Origin of the sequence: Nocardioides sp. Leaf307, assembly GCF_001423135.1 — a bacterium.
Taxonomy (GTDB): Bacteria; Actinomycetota; Actinomycetes; order Propionibacteriales; family Nocardioidaceae; genus Nocardioides; species Nocardioides kribbensis.
In genome coordinates this window covers 937156-956715 of the sequence record NZ_LMNY01000001.1, presented here as the reverse complement: position 1 = coordinate 956715, position 19560 = coordinate 937156, and the positions used below count along the sequence as shown (strand labels likewise).

The window sequence follows — 19560 nt, the reverse complement described above, 5'->3', positions numbered from 1 at the left end:
CGTGACGACCGCACTACCCGTGCACCTCGACCGTCGCGCCGCCGACCCGCTCGGGGTGCAGCTGGGCGACCAGGTGCGGGCCCTGGTCGCGCGGGGAGCCCTCTCCCCCGGCGACCGGCTGCCCAGCAGCCGCGCCCTGGCCGCCGACCTCGGGGTGGCGCGCGCGGTCGCCGAGCAGGCCTACGCCCAGCTCGTGGCCGAGGGCTGGCTGGAGGGACGCCACGGGTCGGGCACCTTCGTCACCGCCCTCCACGCACGGGTCGCACCGCCGGCCGCGCGGCCGGCTCCCGCACCAGCCGGCGCGGCGCTGGTGCGCCTCGACGCCGGCACCCCGTGGATCGACCCGCGCCACCGGGCGGCCTGGCGGCGCGCGTGGCGCGAGGTGTCGGCGAGCGTCCCGCCCCGCGGCTACGACGACCCGCGCGGCCTGCCGGAGCTGCGGGAGGCCCTGGCCGAGCGGCTCGCCCGCACGCGGGGCCTCGTGCTCGACCCTGACGAGGTGCTCGTCACCGCCGGCACCACCGACGGGCTCCGCCACCTCCTGGGCGTCCTCCCGCCCGGCCCGGTCGGCGTCGAGGACCCCGGCTACCGCGCCGCGGTCGAGACGGTGCGCGGCACCGGCCGCGAGGTGCGCGACCTCCCCGCGCTCGCCCCCGTCGACGACCTCGCCGGCTGCGCCGCCGCCTACGTCACCCCCGCTCACCAGCACCCGCTCGGCCCACCGATGCCCGCCGCGCACCGGCTGCGCCTGCTCGAGGCCGCGCGGCGCGCCGACGCGGTGGTGGTGGAGGACGACTACGACTCCGAGTTCCGCTACGACGTCGCACCCATCCCCGCCCTCGCCGCGCTCGACCGCGACCGGGTGGCCTACCTCGGCACCACCAGCAAGACCGTCGCCCCCAGCCTGCGCCTGGGCTGGCTGGTGCCGCCGGCCCACCTGGTCACCGCCGTGTGCGAGCGCCGGGCCGCCACCCACGACGCGGCCTCCTGGCCCGCCCAGCGGGCCCTGCTCTCGCTGCTGCGCGACGGCTACGTCGACCAGGTCGTCCGCTCCGCGCGCCGCACGTACGCCGAGCGCGCGGCCCGCGTCGTGGCCGCGCTGGCGCCCCTCGGGGAGCCGGCCGGCCCCCCGGCGGGCATGTACGTCACGGTGCCGCTCGACGCCGACCGCGCGCGGGCCGCCCGGGCCGCGGCGCGGGCCGCGGGCTTCGACGTGCCGCTGCTGGCCGACTACGCCCGCGGCTCGGGGGCGACCGGGCTGGTGGTGGGCTTCGGCGGCTGCACCGACGCCGAGCTCGACCGGGCCCTGGCCGCGCTGGCGGGTGCGGCCCGGGGGTGACGCCCGGGGAGGGCTAGACCGGCTCGGGTCCGCCGTCGCGCTCCAGGGCGGCGTAGGCCGCGGCGCGCTCGCGCTCGATCTTGACCCCGAGGAGGACGGCGGTGCCCCACAGCAGCGCGAAGACCGCACCGAGGAAGAACATGATCGGCACCACGAAGCCGAGCAGCACCGCGGCCGCCTGCACCACCCAGCCGGCGGTGTAGGCCCACTCCGCGCGCAGCATCCCGGCCAGCAGGACGCAGGCGACGGCGAGCCCCAGGCCGATGGCCAGGCCGACGCCGGTGGAGACGTCGGTCAGGGTCAGCAGCACCGGGGTGGTGAGGCCGAGGGTGATCGCCTCGAGGCTGAGGATCGCGGCGCACATGCCGCGCTTGGGCGAGCGCTTCACTGGTCGTCCCCCTGCTCGAGCTGCTGGTCGATCTCGCGGCGGGCCACCCGCTGGGCCTGCGTGCCGCGCTCGCTGACGAGCAGGCCGCGCGCCTCGCCGGCGGTGACGACCGAGCCGGTCACCAGCACCGCGCCGGAGCCGAGCGGGTCGCCGAAGGCCTCCCCGGCCTCGGCCAGCGCGGCGGCGGCGTCGAGGGCCTCGGCCAGGCGGGGCACGACGGTGACCTGGTCGTCGTCGAAGATGCCGCGCGCGATCTCGGCCAGGTCCTCGGCGGGCAGGGCCCGGTCGGTGGAGCTCTGGGTGCACACGACGTGCGAGAGGTGCGGCTCGAGCGCGGAGAGCAGGCCCTCGGCGTCCTTGTCGCCCATGACCCCGACGACCCCGATGAGCGGGGAGAAGGTGAAGGAGTCGTCGAGCGCGGCGGCCAGGGCCTCGGCGCCGTGGGGGTTGTGCGCGGCGTCGAGCACGATGGTGGGGCTGCGGCGCACGACCTCGAGACGCGCCGGCGAGGTCACCTCGGCGAAGGCCGCGCCGACGAGGTCGGCGTCGAGGGGCTGCTCGCCGCCGACGAAGGACTCGACCGCCGCGAGCGCCACGGCGGCGTTCTGGGCCTGGTGGGCGCCGTGGAGCGGGAGGAAGACGTCGTCGTAGCGCGCCCGGAGGCCCTGCAGCGAGAGCACCTGGCCGCCGACGGCCGGGGTGCGGGCGGCCACGCCGAAGTCGAGGCCCTCCTGCACGACCTCGGCACCGACCTCGGCGGCGCGCGCGAGCAGCACCGCCGCGGCCTCCGGCGTCTGCTGGGCCAGCACCACGCGCGAGCCGGCCTTGATGATGCCGGCCTTCTCGGCGGCGATGGTGTCGGGCCGGTCGCCGAGGTACTTGGCGTGGTCGACGGCGACGGGCAGCACCACGGCCACCGCCGCGTCGGCGACGTTGGTGGCGTCCCATGCCCCGCCCATGCCGACCTCGAGCACCGCGACCTCGACCGGGGCGTCGGCGAAGGCCGCGAAGGCCATGCCCACCACGGTCTCGAAGAACGACAGCGGGTGCAGCTGGTCCTCGTCGACGAGGTGGGTGTAGGGCGCCACGTCGTTGAAGGCGCGCACGAAGGCCTCGTCGTCGAGCGGCTCGCCGTCGATGCTGATGCGCTCGTTCATCCGCTCCACGTGGGGGCTGGTGAAGCGGCCGGTGCGCAGGTCGAGCGTGCGCAGCAGGGTGTCGATCATCCGCGACGTGCTGGTCTTGCCGTTGGTGCCGGTCAGGTGCACGACGGGGTAGGAGCGCTGCGGCTCGCCGAGCAGCTCGGTGAAGGCGGCGATCCGGTCGAGCGAGGGCTCGAGGCGGGTCTCGGGCCAGCGCGAGAGCAGGGCGTCCTCCACCTCGGAGAAGGTCTCGGCGAGGCGGGGGACGTCGGGTGTCGCAGGGGTCTGGGTCATCGCCCTCCCAGTCTAGGAGGTGGCCCCGGTGGGATCGCCGCCCGCCGCGGGCCCGGGGTCGGGCCCGGGGTCGGGCTCCACCAGCAGGTTGGCCATGTCGACGACCGGCTCGAACCCCAGGGCGGTGTAGACGTGGTTCGAGACCGGGTTGGCCCGGTCGGTGAAGAGGCAGGGCCGGTGCCCGTGGTCCAGCGCCCGCGCCGCCACGGCGGCCACCGCGGCGGCGGCGTACCCGTGGCCGCGGTGGGGGGCCGGGGTGTAGACCGGGCCGATGCGCAGCACCCCGTGCGCCGGGGCGTTGTGGCCGGTGAGGTGGACCACGCGCCCCTCGACGTCCTCCCAGACCCACAGCAGACCCGCCTCCGTGCGGCGGGCCACCTCGGCGCGGTCGACCACGTCCACGGTGTCGTGCTCGGGCGTGCGGCCCGCCTGCGCCGCCGCGTCGACGTGGAACGCCGCGAACCACCCCGCCAGCAGGTCGAGGTCCCGCGACGTCGCGGCCCGCAGCCGGCCCACGGGAGACCGGGGCGCCACGAGGTCGCGCAGCTCGAAGAGCCGGGTCTGCTCGTGCACCCGCACCTCTCCCCCGCCCCCGGCCGCCAGCACCTCGCACAGCACCCGGGTCGCCGGCAGCGCACCGTTGGCCGCGCGCACCTCCTCGCCCCGCTCGAGCAGCAGGCCGGCGAGGGCCCGCGCGGCGACCTCGCTCATGGGCAGCACGAAGAGCGGCCAGGGCGCGAGCGGCGCGGTGCGCATCGCGGCGGAGACCACCGCACCGTCCTCGCGCACGAGCGCCCACCAGCACGGCCGGCCGGCCCCGGTCCAGGGCTCGCCGCGCTCGGCCGCCTCGACGGCCCGGCGGGTCACGGAGGCCACCACGGTCGCCACCACCGGGTCGGCGGCGAGCACCGGCTCGGCCGCGGCGAGGAAGGCGGCGGGGTCGGTGAGCAGCTCCACCGTCGTGCGGACGGTCGCGTCGGGCATGCCCGGCAGGCTAGGACGGTGCCGCTGACCAGCGCTAATGGTTTCGGGAACCGATTTCAGGGTGACGACCGGCACCCGTAATCTGGGGCCATGACCGAGACCCAGTCCCCCCAGGCCCCCGACACGACGAGCGCGACCCGCGCCGTCGTCGTACCGGACAAGCCTGCCCTGGAGGGTCTCGAGGCCTCCTGGAGCCAGCGGTGGAAGGCCGACGACACCTACGCCTTCGACCGCACCCAGCCGCGCGAGAACGTCTTCTCCATCGACACCCCGCCCCCGACGGTGAGCGGCAGCCTGCACGTCGGCCACGTCTTCTCCTACACCCACACCGACCTGATCGCGCGCTTCCAGCGCATGCGCGGCAAGTCGGTCTTCTACCCCATGGGCTGGGACGACAACGGCCTGCCCACCGAGCGCCGGGTGCAGAACTACTACGGCGTGCGCTGCGACCCCTCGCTGCCCTTCGACCCCGACTTCGAGCCGCCGGCCAAGCCCGACGCCAAGAAGCAGGTGCCGATCAGCCGGCCCAACTTCATCGCGCTGTGCGAGCGGCTGGTCGAGGAGGACGAGAAGGTCTTCGAGACCCTCTGGCGCACCCTCGGGCTGTCGGTGGACTGGAAGCAGCACTACACGACCATCGGCCCGAAGGCCCAGACCGTCAGCCAGCGCGCGTTCCTGCGCAACTACGCCCGCGGCGAGGCCTACCTGCAGGAGGCCCCCACCCTGTGGGACGTCACCTTCCAGACCGCCGTCGCCCAGGCCGAGCTCGAGGCCCGCGAGTACGCCGGCGCCTACCACCGCGTCGCCTTCCGCACCGTGGCCGCCGACGGCTCGCCCGGCGAGCCGGTCCACATCGAGACCACCCGGCCCGAGCTGATCCCCAGCGTCGTCGCCCTCATCGCCCACCCCGACGACGAGCGCTACCAGCCGCTCTTCGGCACCCACGTCACCAGCCCCGTCTTCGGGGTCGAGGTGCCCGTCCTGGCCCACCCCGCCGCGGAGATGGACAAGGGCGCCGGCATCGCGATGTGCTGCACCTTCGGCGACCTCACCGACGTCACCTGGTGGCGCGAGCTCGACCTGCCGGTGCGCACCGTGGTCGGTCGCGACGGACGCTTCCTGCGCGAGACCCCCGAGTGGCTGGCCGGCGAGCCCGCCGCCGCGGCGTACGCCGACCTGGCCGGCAAGACCGCCTTCAGCGCCCGTGAGGCCGTCGTGGCCAAGCTGCGCGAGTCCGGCGACCTCGACGGCGAGCCCAAGCCCACCCAGCGCATGACGAACTTCTACGAGAAGGGCGACAAGCCGCTGGAGATCGTCGCCACGCGCCAGTGGTACGTGCGCAACGGCGGACGCGACGCCGGCATCCGCGAGGAGATGATCGCCCGCGGCGGCGAGATCACCTGGGTCCCGACCCACATGAAGCACCGCTACGACAACTGGGTCGGCGGCCTCAACGGCGACTGGCTGATCTCGCGCCAGCGGTTCTTCGGCATCCCCTTCCCGGTGTGGTACCCCCTCGACGACTCCGGCGAGCCCGACTACGCCCACCCGCTGCTGCCCACCGAGGCCGAGCTGCCCGTCGACCCCTCCACCGACGCCCCCCGCGGCTACGACGAGGCCCAGCGCGGCCAGGCCGGCGGCTTCATCGGCGACCCCGACGTCATGGACACCTGGGCCACCTCCTCGCTCACCCCGCAGATCGCGGGCGGCTGGGAGTCCGACGACGACCTGTGGCAGCGCGTCTTCCCGATGGACCTGGCCACCCAGGCCCACGACATCATCCGCACCTGGCTCTTCTCGCGCGTCGTGCGCAGCCACTTCGAGCACCACGCCGCGCCGTGGACCCACGCGATGATCTCCGGCTTCATCATGGATCCCGACCGCAAGAAGATGTCGAAGTCCAAGGGCAACGTCGTCGTGCCCGACGAGATCCTCACGAAGTTCGGTGCCGACGCCGTGCGCTGGCGCGCCGCCATGGCCCGCCCCGGCCTCGACTCGCCCTTCGACGAGAGCCAGATGAAGGTCGGGCGCCGCCTGGCCATGAAGGTGCTCAACGCCTCGAAGTTCGTCCTCGGCGGCGTCGGCGCCACGACCCTCAACGCCTTCGAGGTCTCCGAGCCCGTCGACTGCGCCCTGCTCGGGCGCCTCGCCATCGTCGTCGAGCGCGCCACCGAGGCCTTCGAGGCCTACGACTACACCACGGCGCTGGAGACGGTCGAGAAGTTCTTCTGGGAGTTCTGCGACGACTACCTCGAGCTGGTCAAGGAGCGCGCCTACGACGAGTCCGGCGGCGCCGGCGCGGCCTCGGCCAAGGCCGCGCTCGCCCTCGCCCTGGAGGTGCAGCTGCGCCTGCTCGCGCCCTTCCTGCCCTACGTCACCGAGGAGGTCTGGTCGTGGTGGCACCCCCGCGGTGACGCCGACGGCTCGATCCACTACGCGCCGTGGCCCACCGCCCTCGACCTCGGCGCCCCCGCCGCGGCCGACCCGTCGACGCTGGACGCCGTGGCCCAGGCACTGATCGGCGTGCGCGGCGCCAAGTCGCAGGCCAAGGTCTCGATGCGCGCCGAGCTCTCCCGCGTCGAGGTCGTGGGCCCCGAGGCCCTCGTGGTGGCCGCCGAGCGCGCCGCCGACGACCTGCGCCGCACCGGACGCATCACCGGCGAGCTGGTCTTCCGCAGCGACCCCGAGGCCACCGCGATCTCGGTGCGCGCCGAGCTCGCGGCGCCCACCGAGGGCTGAGCGGGCCCCACGCACGACGAGAACCGCCCCGGACCGACGGTCCGGGGCGGTTCTTCGTGGGTCGGGGTGCGACCCGGGGTCAGGCCGACTTCTTCTTCTTGGTCTCGCTCTCGCGGGGCACCAGCGTGGGTGCCTCGTCACCGGTGACGACCGCTCCGGTGACGACGACCTTGGCGACGTCGCCGCGCGAGGGCACGTCGTACATCACGTGGAGGAGGACCTCCTCGATGATGGCGCGCAGACCGCGCGCACCGGTGCCTCGCTCCATGGCGTTGTCGGCGATGGCCTTGATGGCGTCGTCGGTGAACTCCAGCTCGACACCGTCGAGCTCGAAGAGCTTCTGGTACTGCTTGACCAGGGCGTTGCGGGGCTCGGTGAGGATCTGCACGAGCGCGGCCTGGTCGAGCTTGTTGACGCTGGCGATGAGCGGCAGGCGGCCGATGAACTCGGGGATCAGGCCGAACTTGGTGAGGTCCTCGGGGCGCACCAGCGCCAGCAGGTCCTCCTCCTTGCGCTCGGCCTGGGTGCGGACCTCGGCGGTGAAGCCCAGGGTCTTCTTGCCCACCCGCTGCTCGATGATGTGCTCGAGACCCGCGAAGGCGCCGCCCACCACGAAGAGGATGTTGGTGGTGTCGATCTGGATGAACTCCTGGTGCGGGTGCTTGCGTCCGCCCTGCGGGGGCACCGAGGCGGTGGTGCCCTCGATGATCTTGAGAAGGGCCTGCTGCACGCCCTCGCCGGAGACGTCGCGCGTGATCGAGGGGTTCTCCGCCTTGCGGGCCACCTTGTCGATCTCGTCGATGTAGATGATGCCGGTCTCGGCCTTCTTGACGTCGTAGTCGGCGGCCTGGATCAGCTTGAGCAGGATGTTCTCGACGTCCTCGCCGACGTAGCCGGCCTCGGTCAAGGCCGTGGCGTCGGCGATGGCGAAGGGCACGTTGAGCATGCGGGCCAGGGTCTGGGCGAGGTAGGTCTTGCCGCAGCCGGTCGGGCCGATGACGAGGATGTTGGACTTGGCGACCTCGACCGCCTCGTCCTTGCTGTGCTTGCCCGAGACGGGCTGGAGACCGGCCTGCACCCGCTTGTAGTGGTTGTAGACCGCGACGGCCAGCGACTTCTTGGCCTGCTCCTGGCCGATCACGTAGGAGTTGAGGAACTCGAAGATCTCGCGCGGCTTGGGCAGCTCGTCGAGGCTGACCTCGGCGCCCTCGCTGAGCTCCTCCTCGATGATCTCGTTGCACAGGTCGATGCACTCGTCGCAGATGTAGACGCCGGGGCCTGCGATGAGCTTCTTGACCTGCTTCTGCGACTTGCCGCAGAAGGAGCACTTCAGCAGATCGCCGCCGTCACCGATACGTGCCACGGGGTCATCCTCCTCGTTGCCGGCGCCGGGGCCGGGGTCCTACCTGTGCTGTCTGCCGGGTGCTGGGTGGAGCGGTGTGCTGCTGTGTCGGGCGCCGGCCGGGGCCGGGCGGGGCGACCCGACGACGGTACTCCCCCGCCGCCGCCACGAGGGCGGTGACACGAGGGTGGCCGTCGGGTCGCTCCGGGTGGAGCGGGGTGGCTCAGGCCAGGGCCGGGCTCTTGAGCGACTCGAGCACCGAGTCGATCAGGCCGTACTCCACCGCGGCCTCGGCGGTGAGGATCTTGTCGCGCTCGATGTCGCGGCTGACCTGCTCGATGTCCTTGCCGCTGTGGTCGCTGATCATCTTCTCGAGCAGCTCGCGCATGCGGATGATCTCGTTGGCCTGGATCTCGATGTCGGAGGTCTGGCCGAAGGTGCCCTCGGTGTAGGGCTGGTGGATCAGGATGCGGCTGTTGGGCAGCGCCATCCGCTTGCCCGGGGTGCCGGCGGCGAGCAGGATCGCGGCCGCGGAGGCGGCCTGACCCAGGCAGACCGTCTGCACGTCGGGCTTGATGAAGCGCATCGTGTCGTAGATCGCCGTCAGCGCGGTGAAGGAGCCGCCGGGGCTGTTGATGTAGATGCTGATGTCCTGGTCGGGGTTCATCGACTGCAGGCACAGCAGCTGGGCGATGACGGCGTTGGCCACGTCGTCGCTGATCGGCGTGCCGAGGTAGATGATGCGCTCCTCGAACAGCTTGCCGTAGGGGTCGATGCGGCGGAAGCCGTAGGAGGTGCGCTCTTCCCACTGCGGGATGTAGTAGTTCATGTCGTCAGTCCTTCTGCCGGGCCGGGCGGCCGTCGTCGGCGGCTTCGCGAGCGCTCTTGATGACCTGATCGACCAGGCCGTACTCCTGGGCCTGGTCGGCGGTGAACCAGCGGTCGCGGTCGGCGTCGGCGATGACCTGCTCGACCGGCTGGCCGGTGTGCTCGGAGATGAGGTCGAGGAGCACCTTCTTGATGTGGAGCGACTGCTGGGCCTGGATCTTGATGTCGGAGGCCGAGCCGCCCATGCCCGAGGAGGGCTGGTGCATCATGATGCGCGCGTGCGGCAGGGCGTAGCGCTTGCCCTTGGTGCCGGCGCAGAGCAGGAACTGGCCCATCGATGCGGCCAGGCCCATGCCGACCGTCGCCACGTCGTTGGGGATGTAGTTCATCGTGTCGTAGATCGCCATGCCGGCGTCGACCGAGCCACCCGGGGAGTTGATGTGGAGGAAGATGTCCGCCTCCGGGTCCTCCGCCGAGAGCAGCAGGAGCTGTGCGCAGATCGCGTTGGCGTTCTGGTCGCGCACCTCCGAGCCGAGGAAGACGATCCGCTCGCGCAGCAGGCGCTGGTAGATGTGGTCGTCGAGGACGTTGAGCCCGGCCCCGCCCATCGTGGGGCCGTGCGCCGAGGAGCTGGAGTTCTGGTTCACGTTGGCGACCCTAGCCCGTGCCACGGACACATCCACGCCTTATCCACCCCTGTTCGCCGACAGCGGATTTATGACCGCCCGACGGGGTCCTGCGGGGTCCGGCGGGGGCCTCAGCCGCCCTCGGCGGCGACCCGGAGCAGCTCGACGCCCTCGCGCATGCCGGCCTCCAGCTCGTCGGCGTGCCCGGCCGCGCCCCCCAGCAGGGCACCCGCGAACAGCCCGCTGACCCGGGTCAGCGCACGCGGCACGGGCCGACGGTGGACCACACGGGTGCCCCCCGCCTCCGGGGTCAGCTCCCAGATCCAGCGCGCGCCGCTCGACGGGGTGTCCCAGGCGAGCACGCGCGGTGCCTCGACGGTGGCGACGACCGACCGGGTGGGCCACACGACCGGGCCGCGGCGGTTGACGCCGACGTACCACTGACCCGGGCGCAGGCCCCCGGGCTTGAGCGGCAGCATCCTGACGAGCTCGGGACTGCGCCGGGCCATGGCCCCGAGATCGGTCAGCAGCGCCCAGACCCGCTGCGGCGGTGCGGCGACGAAGGCCTCCGCGCGCAGCTCGCGGGCGGCGCCGGTCGCAGGACTGGCCTCGGCATCCATGACGCGCAGCCTGCCACGCCGGGGGCCCCGGCGTCAGCCCTCACACCAGCCGCCTCACGACAGCCAGGTGGCGAGGGCGCCGTGGACGTCGGGGTGGTTGAGCAGCCCCCAGTGGTCGGTGCGCCCGACGTGGAGCACGTCGGCGTCGGGGAAGAGGGTGCGCCCGCGGGCGTCACGACCGTAGGCCGAGCGCGGGCGCACCAGCAGGTCGCCGACGAAGCGGCCCACCGGGTGGCCCTCCGACTCGCTCAACGTGGCGGCCACGAGGTGGTAGCGGGCGTGAGGCAGCGGCGGCACGTCGTCGGTGAGCCCCGCGACCAGGTCGTGCACGCCCGAGGAGCGCCAGTCGAGGATCCGACCGAAGGCGGCGGTCTCGGGCAGCAGGCCCAGCCCGCGGCTGCCGTGGCCGACCCCCTTGGCCACCGGCGCCCCCAGGTGGGGGGTGCCGAGGGTGACCACGTCGCTGACCAGGCCCGTCCACGGCTGCGGGTGGTCGGCCGCCACCGCGCCGGCGGCGCGGATGACCAGCCCTCCCATGGAGTGGCCCACCAGGGCGATCCGCGTCACCGGCACGGGCCAGGCCTCGACGAGTCGCTGGAGCAGCGCCGTCATGGCCACGCCGTTCTCCCGCAGCGGCAGACCGGTGTTGGCCCGCAGCACGATCGGGGTCCACCCGGTGGCGGCCAGCGCCTCCGGGTAGGTCTGGCGGCCCTCGTCGCGCCCGCGGTCCCAGTAGGAGTCGTCCTCGCACAGTCCGTGGAGGAACACCACGAGGCGCCCGGTGGCGTCGGCGAAGGCCGCCGACAGCCCGGCCTCGTCGACCTCCACGTCGCCGCCGTCGCGGCGCACCGCGAGCGGGATGGCCATCTGCGGGCGCTCACGCAGCAGCCTGTCGCCGATCAGGCCGTTGACCGCGGCGCTGAGGAAGCGGCCCTCGGGCCGTGACTCCAGGCGCGGCCCCACCCCGGTGGCGGCGACCCGGTCGAGCCCGGTCGACGCGGCGCGCAGCCCGGCGCTGAGGCCGCCGTAGATCCCGCCGGCGATGCCGCGGTGGGCCCGCTCCACGACCCCCGGCCCGCCGTGGGTGACCGCACGGCCGATGCCGTGGACCCGGTCGAGCACGGCCACGTGGGTGTCGCGGACGCTGCGCACCACCAGCTCGTCGGCCACCTCGCACAGCAGCGAGGCGGCGTCGAGCACCGAGGGGCCGGGCGCCGGCGTGACGGGGACGGGGCTCATGGCGCCCATGCTACCCGTCAGTGCACACCTGTGCACTCCCCTGGGGAGACGGGGGTACGCCGAGAGCCCGCCGGTCGCGACCGGCGGGCTCTCGGGGTGCAGCGGGTGGTGCGGTGCCGTCGCCGGGCGACGGCGTCGGCCTCAGGCCTCGGACTTCTCCGCGTCGGCCTCGGTGACCTCGGGGGCCTCGTCGGTGGCCCCGTCGGCGCTCTCGTCGGCGGCCTCGACCTCGGCCTCGGGCTCACCGATGGTGCCGTCGGGGCGCAGGTTCTTCAGCTCGACGGTGTTGCCGGAGGCGTCCTTCACCACGGCCGACTCGACCAGGGTCGCGAGCGCCTTGCCGCGCAGGATCTCCTGGACCAGGTCGGGGATGTGGTTGTGCTGGAACATGTGGTTCGCGAACTCCTGCGGGTCCTGGCCGGACTGCTGGGCGCGGCGCACGAGGTGCTGGGAGAGCTCCTCCTGGTTGACCCCGAGCTCCTCCTTCTTGGCGATCTCGTCGAGCAGGAACTGCGCGGCGACGGCGTCGCGCACGCGGCGCTCGAGCTCGGCCTCGAACTCCTCCTGGGTCTGCTCCTCGTCCTCGAGGTAGGAGGCCATGGTGATGCCGGCCATCGCGAGCTGCTGCTCGATGTTCTGCCGGCGCGCGGTGAGCTCGTCGGCGACCAGGCTGTCGGGCAGCGGCACCTCGACCTTCTCCAGCAGGGCCTCCAGCACGGCGTCGCGGGCGGCGGCGGCCTGCTCGAGGCGCTTGCCGCGGCCGAGGCGCTCGCGCACGTCGGCGGTGAGCTCCTCGGCGGTGTCGAACTCCGAGGCCTCCTGGGCGAAGTCGTCGTCGAGCTCGGGGAGCTCCTGCTCCTGCACCTGGGTCACGGTCACCGCGACCTCGACCTCCTCGCCGACGAGGTCGCCGCCGACGAGCTGGGAGGAGAAGGTCTTGTCCTCGCCGGCCGACATGCCGGTGAGCGCCTCGTCGAGGCCCTCGAGCATCCCGCCGCGACCGACCTGGTAGGACATGCCGGACACCTCGGCGCCCTCGAGCACCTCGCCGTCCTTGGTCGCCTTGAGGTCGATGACCACGAAGTCGCCGTCGGCGGCCGGGCGCTCGACGTCGCTGAGGGTGCCGAAGCGCTCGCGCAGGGCGGTCACCTGCTCCTCGACGTCCTCGTCGCTGACCTCGACGTCGTCGACCTCGGCCTCGAGGCCCTCGTAGGCCGGCAGGTCGATGGCGGGCTTGATGTCGACCTCGGCGGTGAACTCCACCAGCTCGTTGTCCTCGAGGCGGGTCACCTCGATCTCGGGCTGGGCCAGCGGCTCGAGGGAGTTCTCCTGCAGCGCCTCGACGTACTTCTTGGGCAGGGCGTCGTTGATGGCCTGGTCGAGCACCGCGCCACGGCCGACCTGACGGTCGATGACCATCGGCGGGACCTTGCCGCGGCGGAAGCCGGGGACGTTGATCTGCTGGGCGATCTGCTTGTACGCCGCGTCGAGGCTCGGCTTGAGCTCCTCGAAGGGCACCTCGACGGTCAGCTTGGCCCGGGTCGGGCTCAAGGTCTCGACGGCGCTCTTCACAGGGTGTCTCCTCTATCAATCGGGGGTCTGCTCACCGGACGGTGAGGGGTGTGGCTGTCGTCGGGGCGACAGGACTCGAACCTGCGATCTCCTGCTCCCAAAGCAGGCGCGCTAGCCACTACGCTACGCCCCGCCAAGAGGCGCCCCGGCGGACCGTGACGCTCCCTGAGAGCGGATGACGGGAATCGAACCCGCGTAATCAGTTTGGAAGACTGAGGCTCTACCATTGAGCTACATCCGCGTGGCCGTGACGCCGTCTGGCTGGGCAGGGTGGAGCGCCGTCGGACCGGGCCACATCGTGCCACACCGCGCCCGCCACGCCCCAACCGCCGCTGGCCCGCCGCTAGCCCGCCGCGGCCGCGCGCGAGCGGAACCGTCGCTGGCACCCCGGGCACCAGAACAGGTTGCGACCGGCCAGCTCGGTGGTCCTCACCCGCGCCCCGCACACCAGGCAGTCCTGGCCGTGACGGCGGTAGACGTAGACCTCTCCCCCGTGGTCGTCCACGCGGGCGGGACGACCCATCGCCTCGGGGGTGTGCTCGGGTCGCACGGTGTCGATGCGACCGGTGCGCACGCCCTCGGCCATCAGCACGACGAGGTCGTCCCACATGGCCTGCCACTGCCCCACCCGCAGGGTGCTGCCGGGCCGCAGCGGGTCGATGCGGTGGCGGAAGAGGATCTCGGCGCGGTAGACGTTGCCCACGCCGGCGAGCACCGTCTGGTCCATGAGCAGGCCGCCGATGGGGGCCCTGCTGCGGCGGATCCGCTGCCAGGCGCGGTCGGGGTCGGCGTCGGGGCGCAGCGGGTCGGGCCCCGAGCGCTCCACGACCGCGTCGCGCCCGGCCCGCGTCAGCAGCTCGCACGTCGTGGCCCCGCGCAGGTCGGCGTACGCCGCGCCGCGCGCGTCGTCGGCCACCAGGCGCAGGCGCACCTGGCCCACGGGGTCGGGCACGTCGGCGACCTCGGGGTGCACGGCGAAGGTGCCGTAGAGCCCGAGGTGGACGTGGACGAAGACCTCGCCGGGGAAGGTGACGAAGAGGTGCTTGCCCCACGACTCCGCGCCCGCGAGCACCCGGCCGTCGAGCAGGGCGGCCGAGTCGGCGAAGCGCCCCTGGGGGCTGCCCACCGCGACCACGCGCCCGGCGAAGGCCGCCTCGAGGTCGGCCGCCAGGCGGTGGAGGGTGTGGCCCTCAGGCATCAGTACGCGGCATCGGAGGGGCCGAGGCCCTGCGCCGACTCCGGCAGCGGGGGCAGCTCGCGGGTCTGCTCGTAGGAGCCGAGCTGGCCGATGCGGCGCACGTGGCGCTCGTCGCCGCTGAACGGCTCTGCGAGGAAGACCTCCACGAAGCGGGTCATCTCCTCCAGCGTGTGCATCCGCCCGCCGACCGAGACGACCTGGGCGTCGTTGTGCTCGCGCGCGAGCCGGGCGGTCTCCTCCGACCACACCAGCGCGCAGCGGATGCCCAGCACCTTGTTGGCGGCCATCTGCTCGCCGTTGCCGGAGCCGCCGACGACCACGCCGAGGCTGTCGAGGCCGCGCTCGCGGTCGGCCGCGACGCCCTCGGCGGCGCGGAGGCAGAAGACGGGGTAGTCGTCGAGGGCGTCGTGGACGAAGGGGCCGTGGTCGACCGGCTCGTAGCCGTGGTCGCGCAGCCACGCGACGAGGTGGTCCTTGAGGTCGAGGCCGGCATGGTCGGAGCCGAGGTGCACGCGCATGGGCCGCATCCTCCCAGAGCGGCTCCCGGCCCCGTCGCCGGGCTAGCGGTGCTGGTCGAGGAAGGCGGCCACCTGGCGCATCAGCGGCTCGGCGGCGTCGAAGACGTCGACGTGACGCCAGAAGCCGTGGACCTGCCCGAGGTAGCGCGTGGCGACAACCGCCACGCCCTCGGCGGCCAGCCGGCGGGCCAGCTCCTCGCCCTCGTCGCGCAGCGGGTCGTGCTCGGCGGTGACCACCAGCGTCGGCGGCAGGGCGCCGAGGCCCTCGGAGCGCAGCGGTGCGAGGTCGGGGTGCTCCAGGTCGGCCGGGGTCGCGGCGTACTGCTCCCAGTACCAGGCCGCCTCGCGGGGGTCGAAGCCGTCGGCGGCCGTGGCGTAGCTGTCGAAGGACGCGGTCGGGTCGAGGAAGGGGTAGATCAGCGCCAGGGCCGTGAAGCGCCCCGGGTGGCGCAGCGCCGCGACGAGCGCGAGGTTGGCGCCGGCGCTGTCGCCGTGGCCGTACGTCGGGCCCGCGACCCCCAGCGGGTCGCCGGGTCGCGCGGCCTGCTCCTCGAGCCACGCCAGCGCGGTGCTGACGTCGTCGGGCGCCGCGGGGAACGGGTGCTCCGGCGGACGGCGGTAGTCGACGCTGAGCACCGCGGTGCGCGACCGGTCGGCCAGGCGGCGGGCCACCGCGTCGTGGACGTCGACGTCGTGCATCACGAAGCCGCCCCCGTGCACGTGCACCACGACCCCCGGGCGGGCCCCGGCGGGTCGGTAGAGCCGGCAGGACACGCCGCCGGCGTCGACGTCGAGCACCTCGGCGACGTCCTCGCGCGGCTGGGCGGCGGCGAGACGGCGGGCCTCGAGCCGGGCGGCGGCGACGTCGAAGCCGGCCTCGAAGACGCGCGGCTGACCGGCGGCGGCCTCGACGGCTCGCCGCGCCTGCGGGAAGAGCACCACCGCGGGACCTACCGCTGCATCAGGGCGTCGAGGCCCACGGCGACGGCCGCGGCGACGCGGAAGTCGACGCGCTGGTCGGGCACGTGCACGGTGTACTTGTCGCGCACCGAGCCCTGGCGCTCCACGCCCAGCAGCGGCTGGCCGTCGGCGGTGGTGAAGTCGAAGTGGATCGGCAGGAAGGGGATGTCGGTGAAGCGGCGGATGAGCGCGATGGCCTGGCTGCGCTCCTGGCCCGTGCCGGCGTAGCCCGGGCCCTCGATCTGGAAGGTCGAGCGCATCAGGCTGGCGCCGAAGTCCTTCTTGAAGAAGCCGAGCGGCTGGCGGGCCTCGTCGACGATGTCGTAGCCCGAGCCGAGGTCGATGCGCTTGCGGGCCTTGAAGCTGAAGACCGCCCGCGACTTCGAGGCGTCCTCGTAGAAGGTGACCTCCTCCTTGAAGGCCATCCGCTTCTGCTCCGCCAGCCCCATCAGCTGCCCGAAGGAGCCGTCGGGGCCGGCGGCGTAGAGCTCGTAGCGGTTCGTCGTCATGGCGAACTTCTGCTTCACGAAGAAGGTGGGGAGGTACATGCCCGCGGTCATGCCCGGAAACCTAGCGGCTCACGCCTGCGCGAGGCGCCCGAGCTCCTCGTCGACCACCGACGGGTCGAGCTTGGTGAAGATCGGCGAGGGCTTGGCCACCGGGGTGCCGACCGCGATCGGGTGGCGCCGCCAGGTCGGCACACCGGTGTAGTCGCCGGTGAGCACGGGGTAGCCCGCGCCTCCGTCGAGGTCCTCGGCCTCCTCCAGGCGCGGCATCGGGGCCACGGTGCCGGCGCCGCCGAGGGCCTTGTCGACCTCGTTGGCCGAGAACGGCAGGAAGGGGGCGAGGACGAGGTTGAGGTCGGCCACGCACTGCGCCACGACGTGGAGCACGGTGGCGAGGCGCTCGCGCTGCTCCTCGCCCTTCAGCTTCCACGGCTCGGTGTCGGAGACGTACTTGTTGACCTCGGCCACGGTGCGCATCGCCTCGCCGATGGCCTGCTTCTGGCGGTGCCGGCCGATGAGGTCGCCCACGACGCCGAAGGCGGCCTCCACCGAGTCGAGCAGGCGCTGGTCGGCCGGCTCCAGGGGCCCGGCCGCGGGCAGCTCGCCGAAGTTCTTCGCGATGAGGGTGGCGGTGCGGTTGACCAGGTTGCCCCACCCGGCGACGAGCTCGTCGTTGGTGCGGCGCACGAACTCCGACCAGGTGAAGTCGGAGTCCTGGTTCTCCGGCCCCGCGGCGGCGACGAAGTAGCGGAAGGCGTCGGGCTGGTAGCGGCTGAGCAGGTCGCGCACGTAGATGACCACGCGCTGGGAGGAGGAGAACTTGCGGCCCTCCATGGTGAGGAACTCCGAGCTCACCACCTCGGTGGGCAGGTTGAGCTCGCCGTACTCGCGCGGCTCGCCGCCCTTGCTCCCCTTGCCGGAGTAGGCCAGCAGCTCGGCGGGCCAGATCTGGCTGTGGAAGGTGATGTTGTCCTTGCCCATGAAGTAGTACGACAGCGCCTCCGGGTCGTTCCACCAGCGGCGCCAGGCCTCCGGGTCGCCGGTGCGCCGCGCCCACTCGATGGAGGCCGAGAGGTAGCCGATGACGGCGTCGAACCACACGTAGAGCTTCTTGGTGGGGTTGTCGCGCCAGCCCTCGAGGGGCACCGCGATGCCCCAGTCGATGTCGCGCGTCATGGCGCGCGGACGGATCTCCTTGAGGATGTTCTGGCTGAAGCGGATGACGTTGGGCCGCCACAGGCCCGTGGCCTCGCGGCCGTCGAGCCACTCCCCCAGGGCCTCGGCCAGGGCCGGCAGGTCGAGGAAGAAGTGCTGGGTCTCCACGAACTCCGGGGTCTCGCCGTTGATCTTCGAGCGCGGGTCGATGAGGTCGTGGGGGTCGAGCTGGTTGCCGCAGGTGTCGCACTGGTCGCCACGGGCGCCGCCGGCGCCGCAGATGGGGCAGGTGCCCTCGATGTAGCGGTCGGGCAGCGTGCGGCCGGTCGACGGCGAGATGGCGCCGTAGGTGGTCTGCTCGACGAAGTAGCCGTTGGCGTGCACGCCGAGGAAGAGCTCCTGCACCACCGCGTGGTGGTTGCGGGTGCTGGTGCGGGTGTAGAGGTCGTAGCTGACGCCGAGCGCGCAGAGGTCCTCGGCGATGACGCGGTGGTTGCGGTCGGCGAGCTCCTGGGGGCTCACCCCGGCCTCGTCGGCGGCGATGAGGATGGGGGTGCCGTGCTCGTCGGTGCCGGAGACCATGAGCACCTCGTGGCCGGCCATCCGCATGTAGCGGGAGAAGACGTCGGAGGGCACGCCGAACCCGGCGACGTGGCCGATGTGGCGGGGGCCGTTGGCGTAGGGCCAGGCGACTGCGGACAGCACGGTGCTCATGGGGTGATCCTAGGGAGCACCCGGCCCGGGGCCGGGGTCAGGCCCCGAGGGTGCCGTCCTTGAAGCGCGCGATCCGCCTGCGGGTGCGCTTGCGGATGAGCGGCAGCTGGGCGTAGAGGAGCGAGCCGGGGCAGGCGGTGTCGTTGGTGTCGCGGTGGCCGTCGATGACCGGGAGCTTCACCGTGGCGCCCGCGGAGTAGCGGTCGCTGCCGGTGGAGCGCACCGTGGCGGTGCCCGCGGGCTTGCGTCCGTGCATCTCCAGCTTCCAGGCCGCGACCCGCGTGACGGCGAAGATGACCGCCTTGGAGGGCCGCGCGGTCTCGAAGTTGCCGATGACCGAGACGCCGGTGGAGGTGTCGTTGAAGCCCAGGGTGTGCGCCCCGCGCACGTTGCGGCCCGGGCCGCCGGCGCGCCCGACCCAGATCCGTCCGAAGCGGTCGACCAGGAAGTTGTAGCCGATGTCGGACCAGCCCAGCGACTTGGTGTGGTAGCGGTACATGCCGCGCAGCAGGGCCGGGGTCTCGGCCCTGGAGTAGTCGTTGGCGTTGACGGTGTGGTGCACGTGCACCTGCTGGAGCGTGGCGTTGCGCGTCGGCGTGCCGCTGCGCCAGGACTCGTCGGCGCCCCAGGTCTTGCGCGAGTAGAGCTTGGGCCACAGCGTGGCCGTGCTCGCCGCGGGCACCACGCCCGGGTCGTCGGCGCCGTCGTCGGCGCGCGCGGACACGGTCGACGAGACGGTCGCGGAGACGGCGGAGGCGCCGGAGGACCCGCCGGCGGCGGTCGTGGGCGGCTCGTCGGGCACGACGCTGGCGTCGGTCGGACGACCGGCGGGGTCGAGCAGCACCAGGCGCAGGTCCTCGGGGCGGGGGCCGTCGACGGCCACCTCGACCCCGTCGCAGCGGCCGACCCAGGTCACGTCGGTGGCGCGCAGCGAGCTGTCGCCCTCGACGCCGGCGTCGGGGCCGTCGGCCAGCGCGAGGGTCGAGCGCCAGGGGGCCCAGGCACCACCGCTGCGGGTCCGCACCCGCAGCACCGGGTCGCTGCCGCGCCAGGTGAGGCCCAGCATCGCGAACGACGTGGTCTCCAGCGGGCCGGTGCTCCAGGTCTCGGCGCCGGCGACGCGGCGACCCGAGGGGGCACCGGCGCCGCCGTCGTCCTGCACGACGCGCCCCGAGGCGTCGACCGGGCGCAGCCGTCGGTCGTCGAGGGCGACCTCGAGCTCGCCGACGTCGGAGCCGTCGTCGGCCGAGAGCATGAGCCGTCCGTCCGGGGTCGTCGGCTCCTGGCCGGGGCCCCAGCGGGCGAGGGCGGCGATGGCCGGCACGGCCACCACCCCCGCTCCGGCGGCGATGAGCAGCTTGCGGCGACCTGCATCAGCGTGAGACATCACGAAACA

General features: G+C 73.3%; 17 protein-coding genes and 2 tRNA genes. 2 read left to right on the top strand and 17 right to left on the bottom strand.

Annotated elements, in window-relative coordinates:
- Position 1: 1 nt before the first annotated feature.
- Positions 2-1339, top strand: coding sequence for a PLP-dependent aminotransferase family protein (locus tag ASF50_RS04490; RefSeq protein ID WP_235557552.1), 1338 nt, complete (start codon positions 2-4; stop codon positions 1337-1339).
- Positions 1340-1352: 13 nt separating this feature from the next.
- Here ASF50_RS04490 and ASF50_RS04485 read toward each other — a convergent pair whose 3' ends face one another.
- The 3 genes from ASF50_RS04485 to ASF50_RS04475 are packed head-to-tail and all read right to left on the bottom strand — an operon-like array spanning position 1353 to position 4147.
- A complete protein-coding gene (locus ASF50_RS04485) occupies positions 1353-1727 on the bottom strand; it encodes a DUF4233 domain-containing protein (RefSeq protein ID WP_228942296.1) in 375 nt (124 codons plus the stop codon).
- Positions 1724-3163, bottom strand: coding sequence for a bifunctional folylpolyglutamate synthase/dihydrofolate synthase (locus tag ASF50_RS04480; protein WP_056863748.1), 1440 nt, complete (start codon positions 3161-3163; stop codon positions 1724-1726). Before ASF50_RS04480 ends, ASF50_RS04485 begins: the two co-directional genes overlap by 4 nt.
- A gap of 12 nt (positions 3164-3175) precedes the next feature.
- Positions 3176-4147 (bottom strand): GNAT family N-acetyltransferase, encoded by a 972-nt coding sequence (locus tag ASF50_RS04475; protein ID WP_082502749.1) that lies wholly within the window; start codon positions 4145-4147, stop codon positions 3176-3178.
- A gap of 90 nt (positions 4148-4237) precedes the next feature.
- On the opposite strand from ASF50_RS04475, the gene valS reads away from it, so the two are divergent.
- The gene (gene valS / locus ASF50_RS04470) at positions 4238-6886 is read left to right on the top strand and encodes a valine--tRNA ligase (protein WP_056903612.1); all 2649 of its coding nucleotides are present in this window, start codon (positions 4238-4240) and stop codon (positions 6884-6886) included.
- A gap of 79 nt (positions 6887-6965) precedes the next feature.
- Here the strand turns inward: valS and clpX are convergent, their stop codons facing one another.
- From clpX to ASF50_RS04400, 14 genes are all read right to left on the bottom strand, one after another.
- Positions 6966-8249, bottom strand: coding sequence for an ATP-dependent Clp protease ATP-binding subunit ClpX (gene clpX / locus ASF50_RS04465; RefSeq protein WP_056863746.1), 1284 nt, complete (start codon positions 8247-8249; stop codon positions 6966-6968).
- Positions 8250-8451: 202 nt separating this feature from the next.
- Complete coding sequence (locus ASF50_RS04460) at positions 8452-9057, bottom strand: ATP-dependent Clp protease proteolytic subunit (protein WP_056863745.1); 606 nt, start codon at positions 9055-9057, stop codon at positions 8452-8454.
- Between the two features lie 4 nt (positions 9058-9061).
- A complete protein-coding gene (locus tag ASF50_RS04455) occupies positions 9062-9664 on the bottom strand; it encodes an ATP-dependent Clp protease proteolytic subunit (protein ID WP_056864552.1) in 603 nt (200 codons plus the stop codon).
- 149 nt (positions 9665-9813) lie between these two features.
- Complete coding sequence (locus ASF50_RS04450; RefSeq protein WP_056903611.1) at positions 9814-10302, bottom strand: SRPBCC family protein; 489 nt, start codon at positions 10300-10302, stop codon at positions 9814-9816.
- A gap of 54 nt (positions 10303-10356) precedes the next feature.
- Positions 10357-11541 carry an esterase/lipase family protein gene (locus ASF50_RS04445; RefSeq protein ID WP_156718089.1) on the bottom strand — a complete coding sequence of 395 codons (1185 nt, stop codon included), beginning with the start codon at positions 11539-11541 and terminating at the stop codon, positions 10357-10359.
- A 141-nt stretch (positions 11542-11682) separates the two neighbouring features.
- Positions 11683-13113 carry a trigger factor gene (gene tig / locus ASF50_RS04440; protein ID WP_056903609.1) on the bottom strand — a complete coding sequence of 477 codons (1431 nt, stop codon included), beginning with the start codon at positions 13111-13113 and terminating at the stop codon, positions 11683-11685.
- 60 nt (positions 13114-13173) lie between these two features.
- Positions 13174-13246, bottom strand: a tRNA-Pro gene (locus ASF50_RS04435).
- Between the two features lie 37 nt (positions 13247-13283).
- Positions 13284-13354, bottom strand: a tRNA-Gly gene (locus ASF50_RS04430).
- Between the two features lie 102 nt (positions 13355-13456).
- On the bottom strand, positions 13457-14311 hold the full coding sequence (locus ASF50_RS04425; protein WP_056903608.1) for an Fpg/Nei family DNA glycosylase: 855 nt from the start codon (positions 14309-14311) through the stop codon (positions 13457-13459).
- The gene (locus ASF50_RS04420) at positions 14311-14829 is read right to left on the bottom strand and encodes a ribose-5-phosphate isomerase (RefSeq protein ID WP_056903607.1); all 519 of its coding nucleotides are present in this window, start codon (positions 14827-14829) and stop codon (positions 14311-14313) included. The genes ASF50_RS04425 and ASF50_RS04420 overlap by 1 nt, the downstream gene beginning before the upstream one ends.
- A gap of 42 nt (positions 14830-14871) precedes the next feature.
- The gene (locus ASF50_RS04415) at positions 14872-15771 is read right to left on the bottom strand and encodes an alpha/beta hydrolase (RefSeq protein WP_056903606.1); all 900 of its coding nucleotides are present in this window, start codon (positions 15769-15771) and stop codon (positions 14872-14874) included.
- Positions 15772-15779: 8 nt separating this feature from the next.
- The gene (locus ASF50_RS04410) at positions 15780-16349 is read right to left on the bottom strand and encodes a hypothetical protein (RefSeq protein WP_056863738.1); all 570 of its coding nucleotides are present in this window, start codon (positions 16347-16349) and stop codon (positions 15780-15782) included.
- Between the two features lie 18 nt (positions 16350-16367).
- Positions 16368-18164, bottom strand: a complete 1797-nt coding sequence (gene metG / locus ASF50_RS04405; RefSeq protein WP_056863737.1) for a methionine--tRNA ligase — start codon at positions 18162-18164, stop codon at positions 16368-16370.
- 37 nt (positions 18165-18201) lie between these two features.
- Positions 18202-19551: an N-acetylmuramoyl-L-alanine amidase gene (locus ASF50_RS04400; protein ID WP_156718087.1), complete on the bottom strand. Its 1350-nt coding sequence runs from the start codon at positions 19549-19551 to the stop codon at positions 18202-18204.
- Positions 19552-19560 lie beyond the last annotated feature (9 nt).

Coding starts and splice junctions, on each gene's coding strand:
- ASF50_RS04460 (WP_056863745.1), bottom strand. CDS start 9,057: ATGAACTACTACATCCCGCAGTGGGAAGAGCGCACCTCCTACGGCTTC.
- metG (WP_056863737.1), bottom strand. CDS start 18,164: ATGAGCACCGTGCTGTCCGCAGTCGCCTGGCCCTACGCCAACGGCCCC.
- ASF50_RS04475 (WP_082502749.1), bottom strand. CDS start 4,147: ATGCCCGACGCGACCGTCCGCACGACGGTGGAGCTGCTCACCGACCCC.
- ASF50_RS04420 (WP_056903607.1), bottom strand. CDS start 14,829: ATGCGCGTGCACCTCGGCTCCGACCATGCCGGCCTCGACCTCAAGGAC.
- ASF50_RS04450 (WP_056903611.1), bottom strand. CDS start 10,302: ATGGATGCCGAGGCCAGTCCTGCGACCGGCGCCGCCCGCGAGCTGCGC.
- valS (WP_056903612.1), top strand. CDS start 4,238: ATGACCGAGACCCAGTCCCCCCAGGCCCCCGACACGACGAGCGCGACC.
- ASF50_RS04410 (WP_056863738.1), bottom strand. CDS start 16,349: ATGACCGCGGGCATGTACCTCCCCACCTTCTTCGTGAAGCAGAAGTTC.
- ASF50_RS04480 (WP_056863748.1), bottom strand. CDS start 3,163: ATGACCCAGACCCCTGCGACACCCGACGTCCCCCGCCTCGCCGAGACC.
- ASF50_RS04425 (WP_056903608.1), bottom strand. CDS start 14,311: ATGCCTGAGGGCCACACCCTCCACCGCCTGGCGGCCGACCTCGAGGCG.
- ASF50_RS04455 (WP_056864552.1), bottom strand. CDS start 9,664: ATGGGCGGGGCCGGGCTCAACGTCCTCGACGACCACATCTACCAGCGC.
- ASF50_RS04445 (WP_156718089.1), bottom strand. CDS start 11,541: ATGAGCCCCGTCCCCGTCACGCCGGCGCCCGGCCCCTCGGTGCTCGAC.
- ASF50_RS04400 (WP_156718087.1), bottom strand. CDS start 19,551: ATGTCTCACGCTGATGCAGGTCGCCGCAAGCTGCTCATCGCCGCCGGA.